1 pseudogene is annotated in these 390 nt (G+C 56.4%); it reads left to right on the top strand.

The annotated features are described in order from the left end of the window. Nucleotides 1-390, top strand: a pseudogene (locus H6B51_RS17370) (IS21 family transposase); the annotation flags it as partial.

Genomic DNA, 390 nt, shown 5'->3' with positions numbered 1-390 from the left:
CTGACAATATGAAAAGCGTCGTGCTGCACCGGGATCTGGAGGGCCATCCGGTCTGGCAGAAGGACTACGAGGTCTTCATGAAAAACCTTGGTTTTGAGACAAAGCTCTGTAAACCCCGCCATCCCTTCACCAAAGGCAAGGTAGAGCGCCTGGTGCGATTTGTGAAAGACAATTTTCTCGCTGGCCGGGTATTCTACCATGTTACGGACCTGAACTGGCAGGCGCTGGAATGGTGCAACCGGCAGAACGGCACATACCACCGGGCGGTGGACGGTGTGCCTCAGCAGATCCACGGAGTGGTATGCAGAGAACAGCTGCGCACTCTGCCAGAGACGGAGTCAGTGCGGCTCTATCTCTGCCCGGAGCGCCGGATTTCCTTTGACGGGTTTG

This window comes from Pseudoflavonifractor phocaeensis, assembly GCF_016901955.1.
In the GTDB taxonomy this organism is placed as follows: domain Bacteria; phylum Bacillota; class Clostridia; order Oscillospirales; family Oscillospiraceae; genus Flavonifractor; species Flavonifractor phocaeensis_A.
Note: the sequence above shows the minus strand (reverse complement) of the source record. Positions and strands in the feature narration are given on the sequence as shown.